Below are 9,018 nucleotides of genomic sequence, written 5' to 3'. Positions count from 1 at the left end.
TTGGCCGCCTTCCGGCGCACTGCTTCCCCGCAACGCGATGTGATCGGACGCTTGATCCACAGCGGCAACTCTGCCATTTCACCGACGTCGCAAATTTATTTCAGAGATATCTACGATCATCTTATTCGCGTCAACGAAGCCATCGAATCCTACCGTGACATGATTGGCGGAATTTTTGACGCGTATTATTCAATTCTGTCTAATCAACTCAATGAAAATTCTCTCCATGTCAACGCCATTATGCAACGACTGACTATTATCACAACGATTTTTATGCCGTTGTCGTTTATCGCAGGCGTGTATGGGATGAATTTTGATAACATGCCGGAATTAAAATGGCAATATGGATATCTATTTTCAATTATGTTGATGATTTTTGTTTCCGTGACGATGTATTTTTTCTTTAGAATGAAACGATGGTTCTGACAGAGATTTCTGTTTTCTTTCACTTCAGGATTTATTAAAATCTTAAAAGAACAACCGAAGGAGTTTATGCGATGATTTCCAAAAAATTACAAGAAGCAATCAACAAACAGATCAACAACGAATTTTATTCCGAATATCTTTACCTGTCGATGGCGGCATATTTTGATGCGGAAAATCTGGACGGAATGGCCCATTTTTTCTACGTTCAGACCAAAGAAGAGAACGTGCACGCGATGAAATTGTTTAAATTTTTAGTCGAGAAAGGCGGACGCGTCAAGCTGCATGCCATCGACGCACCGAAAAGCGAATTTAAGTCAGTCATTGAACCTTTTGAAATGGCGCTCAAGCATGAACAGCATATTTCCAAATGCATTGACGACTTGATGGATACCGCCATCAAAGAAAATGATCATGCCGTGATCAGCTTTTTAAAATGGTTTGTGGATGAACAAGTAGAAGAAGAAGCGACGGCAGAAAAATTACTGTATAAAGTAAAATTGGTCAAAGGAGAAGGCCAAGGTCTTCTGATGCTGAATAACGAATTAGCCGCGTACACGCCTAAAAAAACAGGAGCAGAAGGAGAAGTTTAAAATAGTAATCCCAAAACCTATTTTGTCATAATTTTACGCAACGAATTTCTATAAACGTTTTCCAATTCGTTCACGGAGCAGTCGATCCATGAGTTGATCTGCAAACGTGTCCCGCCGACTTTTCCAATCTTTACAACATCGACTTTCTTATTCGACGCCATTTTTGCGAAAACATCGGCATTTTCCGGCGCAACCGAAATGACAATTCGTGATTGGGATTCCCCGAACAAAAGAAAGTCCGGACGTATCGATTCGTTTAGCTGAATCTGAGCGCCAATAACATGCCCCGTCTTGCCCTGGAAACAAGCCTCAGCCAGCGTAACCGCCAGCCCGCCATCTGAAACATCATGTGCCGACCTGATCAGCTCTCTATGAATGGCTTCGAGTACTAATTCTTGAATCAGTTTTTCATACTCTAAATTGATTTCAGGAACTTTTCCGGCAACTTTCTGATGAATGACTTTGAGATATTCGCTGCCACCAATTTCAGCTTCATTTTTTCCTATCAAAAAAATCACATCGTTTTCATTCTTGAACCATTGTGTCGTTACAAATTTTAAGTCATCGACAATTCCCACCATCCCGATCGTCGGCGTTGGATAGACGGCACGGCCAGGGCTTTCGTTATAGAAACTGACATTGCCGCCTGTCACCGGTGTTTCCAATACACGGCAAGCATCCGCCATACCGCCGACAGCCTCTTTGAAAAGCCAATACATTTCAGGTTTGTACGGGTTGCCGAAATTAAGACAATTTGTAATAGCAGCAGGATGTCCGCCCGAACAAACCACATTCCGTGCCGCCTCTGCAACGGCAATTTGTCCGCCTTTACGGGGATCTAAATAGACATAACGCGCATTACAATCGACTTTTACTGCAAGAGCTTTGTTCGTGCCTTTGATGCGTATAACCGCGGAATCACTGCCCGGATGTGTTACAGTATTACTCCGCACCGAGGAATCATACTGTTCATATACCCAGGCTTTATTGGCAATATTGGGCGATCCGAGTAACGATGTCAGAACGGAATTATAATCTTTTGGTTCGGAAATGTGATGGGTATTAAACGATTGGAGTTCATCTAAATAAATTGGTCGTGATGTTTCACGAATGTAAACAGGAGCGCCGCCACCCAATACCAGTGTCTCGGATGGAATTTCAGCCAACGTTTTGCCGTGAAATTTCACACGTAACATGCCGTCGTCCGTAACACATCCGATGATCACGCCGTGAAGATCCCATTTTTCAAATATCGCCTGAATATCTTGTTCATGCCCTTTTTCGACAACCAATAGCATTCGTTCTTGGCTCTCGGACAACATAATTTCATACGGCGTCATCTTATCTTCACGAATGGGAACTTTGGTGAGTTCTAACTCAATACCACAACCACCTTTCGCACTCATTTCGGAACTGGAACACGTAATGCCTGCGGCACCCATATCCTGAATGCCAACAACGTAGCCGGTTTGAATCGCTTCCAATGTCGCTTCAAGCAAAAGTTTTTCCGTAAAAGGATCGCCGATTTGTACGTTCGGGCGTTTCAATTCAGAAGCTTCTGAAATTTCTTCCGATGCAAACGTTGCCCCGTGAATGCCGTCGCGCCCAGTAGAGGATCCGACGATCATCACCGGATTGCCAACGCCTTTGGCAATAGCGCTCGCCGTCTGATCATGCCGGACAATGCCGACCGCCATGGCATTGACAAGAGGATTTTCAGCATAACAATCTTCGAAATAAACTTCACCGGCTACAGTCGGAACGCCGAAACTATTGCCGTAATCTCCGATACCTTTCACCACATTCGCAAACAAATACCGTACATGTTCGTCATCAAGATTGCCGAAACGCAACGAATTCAGTGAAGCAATCGGACGAGCGCCCATAGTAAAAATATCACGCATGATTCCACCGACGCCCGTGGCCGCACCCTGATACGGTTCGATAGCCGAAGGATGATTATGACTTTCGATTTTGAAAGCAACGGCATAACCGTCGCCGATATCGATCAATCCGGCATTTTCTTCACCGGCGCCTTTCAAAACATGTTTCCCTTGTTTCGGCAATGTTTTTAAAATGGCAATTGAATTTTTGTAACTGCAATGCTCACTCCACATCACGCTAAAAATTCCCAGCTCGGTAAAAGTTGGCGTACGCCCGAGAATATCGATGATTTTTTTGTATTCATCTTCGAGCAAGCCGTGCTCTAGCGCTAATCCTAAACTTACTTGCGGTTCATACAATTCATTAAGTTGCAATACTGTTGCCGTATGCATTCGTACTCCTCTATATAATTCGATTATAATTCTTAATATCCAATGCCCATACGCGCTCTCCGCAGAACCGGTCACCTTCCGGACAATACGGACGGATATCGGCCAGATGACGGATACCGCACGGAGGTAACAGAAATTTACCAATCTCGGGATTGATAGTGCGAATCTGTTCCACTTCATCCACCGATGCACGCCAGATTTCTTCCTGTGCAAGATAACACAAACGCATCGACATTTTATGATGCAGGTTCAGCAAATCGGAAGACTCGGTAAATCGTACAGCAACGGCATTTGGTAAAAGATACATGATAAATTCGTCGGCTACGTTCATCTTCTTCAACCGCCGCATGGCATCCCATGTTTTTTCCATCACTTCCGCATAAAACGATTGAGAGGCCTGATCTTGTTCAATCAATGCCGGTGTGATGTAATCCGGCTCGTCAGAAAAATGGGCCATCAAGATCGGACGTGAAGCCGGCGTCATGCGATGACGCTGATCCTGTGAATCAGCCGCATGACTCAGTTTTTTCCTGAACGTATAATGAGGATGAAACATGGCACGTGACAATTTAGATAAGGTCGACAAATTCAGCGATTCGCCGAAAATTTTATTTTGTGAAGGATCCAGTACTTTCCGAATGGCGTCCGTGTCGCTCATTTCTTTCTGAGTCAATCCCAGAACTTCCCTTACGCTTTGCGCCAGAATCGCTTCGTTATGAACTTTGTAATCAACGAGTTTTGAAATCCTTCCATCCAAACTTTGATCAAATTCTTCTAAAAAGATTTTACGTGGAGTCTGTTCGTAATGGCTTCGGTTGTCTGTAAATAATTTATGCTCGGGCGTTTCTTCCAATGGTAATTCTTCTTCGAGAACAATTTTATACAACGGATCAAAACGTAAAAGTTCCTGCACCATTTTTTCGATCACGATTTTCTGTTCGAGCGGCGTGTCGAATTGATTGCATAAGCGATAATAACGCAGAAGTGTAATTCCACTGATGGTGTGATACATGTAAGCAAAAGCCGATACAGGGATCACATACCGCGCAATTTCCTGGCATTTTTTCTGAATGTCTTTCGAGTGTTTTTCTTTATTTTTCAATCGTGCAGGAAAGCGCTGGAAATAAGCCGCCTCGGCAGCCGGTTTGAGCAGCGTGTTTAATTTGCCGTATGCGGCCATTTGAAATTCAACCGTATCGCGGTACAACTGCAGCGCCTCTCCGCTCAACGGCGGCACGGCAAAATTCCCGGCTTTGATTTCGACGTAACGTTGGCTTACCTGTTCGGAATTATAATACGGATGGCTGTGAAGAAAACTCCAGATGAATTGCCGCGAAATATTCGAAAGTTCAAACTGAAAATAAGCGTGTGAAAATACTGTGTGATGGCCGGCGTGATAAACGCTCTGCGCCAGCGGAAAATGTTTGTCGCTGATCTGACTGTCTTTGATAATGCCCTTCGAGGAATAACATGTCCGGGCGGTGGCGATCGCATTTTGAAAAGGCGTCGTAAACGCTTTGGAGAGAACAACGGTGGGTTCAGGAGAATGGAAGGTATTCAATACAATTTACCTTTGATCGGTCATTAAGAATTGGTCCACTTTGGTTTCCGTTTTTCCTGAAATGCTTTCAATGCTTCCACGCGATCGTTAGTGGGAATCACGGCATTATAACATTCATTTTCAATTTCCAATCCGTTCTGCAGGGATGTATTCAGACCCAGCCGTACCGCTTTTTTGGCTTGACGTACGGCAATCGGCGCATTCGCCATAATCTCTTCTGCAAGTTGTTTGGCCGTTGCATGAAGCTGATTTTTGGCCGTTACCATCGTTGCAACGCCGTGGTGGAGCGCTTCGTTTGCGCTAAATATTCGTGCCGTTAAGATCCACAAAAGCGCGTTGGAATAACCGATCAACCGCGGGAGGCGCTGTGTTCCGCCGGCACCGGGTATGATACCCAGCGCAGTTTCTTTCAAACCAATTTTTGCATCGTCGGACAGAATCCGAAAATCGCAAGCCAGCGCCAGTTCACATCCCCCGCCTAGCGCACTGCCATTGACGGCGGCAATTGTCGGAATTTCAATATCTCCGATAGCGTGAATAACGCCGCCGATGACGTGCTTGACAAAATATTTGACATCGTCTAACGACATATCCTGGCGCTCTTTTAAATCGGCGCCGGCGCAAAAAGTATCCATATCGGATTTTAAAATCATGACGCGCGCCGATCGATCGTCGCGAATCCGTTCACATACACCGGACAATTCTGTCAGCAGAGCTTTATTCAATGCATTGACTTTCGGCCGGTTGAGAACTACCGTCACCAACCCGTTTTCATTTTCATATTTCAAATGTTGAAATTCCAAGGATCCTCCGTTGTCATTTAAACACGGTGCATAGCATTAAAAACTTCTTCATGTTGAGCCAAAATGCGGATATTCAGCTTGACACTTGTTTCAGACAAGCGTTCTTTGATAATTCCGAATGGACACACGGCATTTTTAATATCAACCAACATAATCAGCGTAAAAAAATCTTGCATGATTTTTTGACTAACATCGAGAATATCACAGCTGCAATTGGCCAGCGTTTCCGAAATACTCGAAATAACGCCCGGCTGATTTTTGCCAAAAGCTGTAATAATAATGCGTCCTTCGGTTTTGTTAAGATATTGGAATGTACTGTGATGTTCGCTCACATATCCTGCGGATCCTTCGAGTCGCTTGACAGTTTCCAGGACAATTTTTTTAACTAATTCAGGATCAGCCGATTGACCTAACTGTCGTTTGGTTTCCTCCACAATTCGGCGCAAACGATCTTCAGTCATTTCCATACGATTTTTCTCCGTTAATATTTCAATTGGATGCGGATGGTCGTGCCTTCGCCGGGTTTACTTTCTTTGACAAAAATTTTCCCGCCATGATAATCCTCGATAATCCGTTTAGCCAGGCTTAGTCCCAGTCCCCATCCGCGTTTTTTGGTGCTGTAGCCCGGGCGAAAAATGTTTTCATGATTTTTGATCGAAATACCTCGGCCGTTGTCTCGAATGTCCAGGCATAGATAGCCGTTATGCGTAAACAAAGTCAATGCAATTTTACCTTCTTTTTCTTCGATGGCATCCAAAGCGTTTTTTATAACATTTTCGATTACCCAGCCGAACAACTGCGGATTACAATGCGCCATCGCGCTCGTCCGATAATCTTCTTCCAAAAGAACTTTTTTGCCAAGCTGCGGCACGCGATTACGGAAATACTGAACGATGTCGGAAATAATCGGAATTAAATCCTGGTATTTTAAATCCGAAGCTGAGCCGATCTGTGAAAATCGAGCGACAACTTTATCCATTCTCTTCAGATCGATATCAAATTCGTTCAGAATTTTAGTTGCATTCTCTCGGCCATCGGTCTCTTGCCTGAGCAATTCAACCCAACCCATCAGCGACGACAACGGTGTGCCTAATTGATGCGCCGTTTCTTTTGCCATCCCAATCCAAATCGAACGCTGTTCACTACGCTTAATATTGCTAAAACCGATATAACCGATCAGAATAAAAGAACCGACAACGGCAATTTCGATAAACGGAAGCCAGCGTAATTCTCTGATTAATTTGGAATCCGTATCATAATGAATATATCCCAACACGGTGTTTTCAAAGCGAATCGGAAGCGGTTCGTTCTCTTCATCCATTCGCTGAATAATCGCTTTGATCTTATCGATATTTTCCTGCGTCGGCGCTTCCGATTCTACTTCCACGATATTGCGCCATGACAAAGGATTGCCGTCAGCATCGGTATTGACTATAGGAAAATCGATTCTTTTAATGACTTCGTCAAAAACAAAACTATATTCGGCTTCCGGATCTTCTTGCCCGATACGTGCAATTAATTGTGCATAAATTTTTACGATATGACGCGAGTCGTCCCTGAGTCTCTCTAAAATATATTGCGTGTAGGCAATGACACCAAGAATAATCAGCACGGCCAATATAAACAAACCGCTTTTAATGTTGACCGAAAGCCGGTAAGGATTGCTGACTTTAATGCGGTGTTGTTGAGCCATAATCAAACCTATTGGCGGAGCGGCATTACGACCAAGGCGTTGGAAATGTTACGTTCAAGCCCTCCGCCCGACGGACGGTTGGCCAATTGGCCGCGAATCCGCATGGTCGTCGAACCTCCGCCGTCGAGATTCAGCGCATCCTCGCAACCCAATTCGATCATCAATTCCGCCAAATCGTCCAGCGACATACCGACGCTGTAATTCGGCTGATCGCCGTCAACGCATACCAAAAAAATCGATTCGGCCGAATACCCTACAGCCGTTCGGGCATTGGCATCCGTATAAAAACTTGTTCTATTGACTTCGCTTGCAATCATATTCTGTTTTTTTCTAACCAAAAGCGGGAAACCACCGATCAAAGTTGGAATGCTGCCGTGTGCAGGTTCGCTTTCAATACTGATTGTTATCGACTGCCCTAATCGCAAATCGCGAATAATATTTTTGTAAATGTCGCCATGAAACGACAAAACAGCGGTACTATCCGTAATCGAATGATTTCCGGTCGAGTCGATATCCAAAAGCTTGTATTCCGCACTGTTACCAACGATCATCCCGTTCGTTGGCTTTCTCAAAACCAGTTCGACTCCGTATGGATTAGTCCCAGACGAAGTTCCATAATAGGCATTGTAATAAATAATTTCTTTATCTTGCCGCGGGCGGTTAAATCCGTTAATGGTAAACGATTTTTCATTATTCAGAAAAACTTGCCCGGTAAAATGGACGCGATCGATAAATATTTCTTTGCCAGCTACTCCAAGGGCATACCATGATTCGGCGCCGTCTTTGACAGGCTCGCCTTCACTGATTTGTGCCCCTGACGGAGCCCCTTCTTGTGAAAAAAAATCGCCATTGATGGCTGCCAAAGGTTCGATGCCAGTTAAAGCTTCGGACAAGGGCATCGTTGCTCGTAAAAATCGGCCCGCTTTGATTGCCTGTAAGCCAACAACTGCACGGTCTCTGTGTATTTCGACAACATGGATATAATTAGGAGCAGCCGGGCGGTGAATGACCGTATAGTAAACCCCCGGATATATTTCTGTTGTCTTGCGGGTATCTTCGGAAGCACAGCCAAATGGCACGATCGTCAGGAGAAAGCAACCCAGTAAAAAACCGCCAGCGGCTATGACATGAAATATATTCCTGCGCAAAAGTCTCCGGAACTTTACTTCGTAATAAAAATTATTTACTTTTCATTCCATCGATTCGATGGTCACCACGGGCTGATCATCACGAAAACGCAACCGCAAACGCCGATGTACTTTAACGTCAAATATATCATCAGAAAGCTCGCAACAGGCCAAAATTACACCACCCTGATGTTTTCCAAAAGCAGCATTTAAATGATCTTCAGCCGCAAAATAAACACTGGTGTATTGGTCTTCTTTAACAATACGTACGTCGCGGTCGGAATCGGAAAAATCATAATATACTGTGGGTGTCGAAATTGTCGACATGTTAAATCCGATAGTAATGCTAATAAACCGGCAATGAAACGGTAAAATAAGTCTATTGCCATAGGTCAAAGCTTTCTTATTTTGAGCTACGCATGATTTTATAGATAAATCTTGCATGAAACCTCCCTTAATTTGGACCATTATTAGTCGGCTAAGTATCTTAAAAAACCCTCTCTTTTTCAATAAAAATTTTGGAAGGCACAGAAGCTCATTTG

At 44.1% G+C, this 9,018-nt stretch carries 9 protein-coding genes; 2 read left to right on the top strand and 7 right to left on the bottom strand.

All coding sequences use genetic code 11. From position 1 onward, the window contains the following. Positions 1-426: magnesium and cobalt transport protein CorA (locus tag K1X84_11050; GenBank protein MBX7152171.1), on the top strand; the 426-nt coding region annotated here is incomplete at its 5' end. A 71-nt stretch (positions 427-497) separates the two neighbouring features. Beyond that, a complete protein-coding gene (locus K1X84_11045; protein MBX7152170.1) occupies positions 498-1,016 on the top strand; it encodes a ferritin in 519 nt (172 codons plus the stop codon). Between the two features lie 17 nt (positions 1,017-1,033). Here K1X84_11045 and purL read toward each other — a convergent pair whose 3' ends face one another. Genes purL through K1X84_11010 form a run of 7 tightly spaced genes read right to left on the bottom strand, consistent with a single transcriptional unit; the run spans position 1,034 to position 8,920 of the window. Continuing rightward, positions 1,034-3,292 (bottom strand): phosphoribosylformylglycinamidine synthase subunit PurL, encoded by a 2,259-nt coding sequence (purL, locus tag K1X84_11040; protein ID MBX7152169.1) that lies wholly within the window; start codon positions 3,290-3,292, stop codon positions 1,034-1,036. A gap of 10 nt (positions 3,293-3,302) precedes the next feature. Then, on the bottom strand, positions 3,303-4,853 hold the full coding sequence (locus tag K1X84_11035; protein ID MBX7152168.1) for an FAD-dependent thymidylate synthase: 1,551 nt from the start codon (positions 4,851-4,853) through the stop codon (positions 3,303-3,305). 23 nt (positions 4,854-4,876) lie between these two features. Beyond that, a complete protein-coding gene (locus K1X84_11030) occupies positions 4,877-5,641 on the bottom strand; it encodes an enoyl-CoA hydratase/isomerase family protein (GenBank protein MBX7152167.1) in 765 nt (254 codons plus the stop codon). A gap of 32 nt (positions 5,642-5,673) precedes the next feature. After that, the gene (locus K1X84_11025; GenBank protein MBX7152166.1) at positions 5,674-6,123 is read right to left on the bottom strand and encodes an ACT domain-containing protein; all 450 of its coding nucleotides are present in this window, start codon (positions 6,121-6,123) and stop codon (positions 5,674-5,676) included. Between the two features lie 14 nt (positions 6,124-6,137). Next, positions 6,138-7,349 (bottom strand): HAMP domain-containing histidine kinase, encoded by a 1,212-nt coding sequence (locus tag K1X84_11020; protein ID MBX7152165.1) that lies wholly within the window; start codon positions 7,347-7,349, stop codon positions 6,138-6,140. A gap of 8 nt (positions 7,350-7,357) precedes the next feature. After that, on the bottom strand, positions 7,358-8,497 hold the full coding sequence (locus K1X84_11015; GenBank protein ID MBX7152164.1) for a phosphodiester glycosidase family protein: 1,140 nt from the start codon (positions 8,495-8,497) through the stop codon (positions 7,358-7,360). 42 nt (positions 8,498-8,539) lie between these two features. After that, the gene (locus K1X84_11010) at positions 8,540-8,920 is read right to left on the bottom strand and encodes a hypothetical protein (GenBank protein ID MBX7152163.1); all 381 of its coding nucleotides are present in this window, start codon (positions 8,918-8,920) and stop codon (positions 8,540-8,542) included. Positions 8,921-9,018: the final 98 nt, after the last annotated feature.

It is taken from the genome of bacterium, from assembly GCA_019695335.1.
GTDB lineage: Bacteria > CLD3 > CLD3 > SB21 > SB21 > JABWBZ01.
This window is presented reverse-complemented; position numbering and strand designations above follow the sequence as displayed.

Excerpts from the sequence above, each read along its gene's own strand:
- K1X84_11045 (MBX7152170.1), top strand. The coding sequence starts at position 498 with ATGATTTCCAAAAAATTACAAGAAGCAATCAACAAACAGATCAACAAC.
- purL (MBX7152169.1), bottom strand. The coding sequence starts at position 3,292 with ATGCATACGGCAACAGTATTGCAACTTAATGAATTGTATGAACCGCAA.
- K1X84_11025 (MBX7152166.1), bottom strand. The coding sequence starts at position 6,123 with ATGGAAATGACTGAAGATCGTTTGCGCCGAATTGTGGAGGAAACCAAA.
- K1X84_11020 (MBX7152165.1), bottom strand. The coding sequence starts at position 7,349 with ATGGCTCAACAACACCGCATTAAAGTCAGCAATCCTTACCGGCTTTCG.
- K1X84_11010 (MBX7152163.1), bottom strand. The coding sequence starts at position 8,920 with ATGCAAGATTTATCTATAAAATCATGCGTAGCTCAAAATAAGAAAGCT.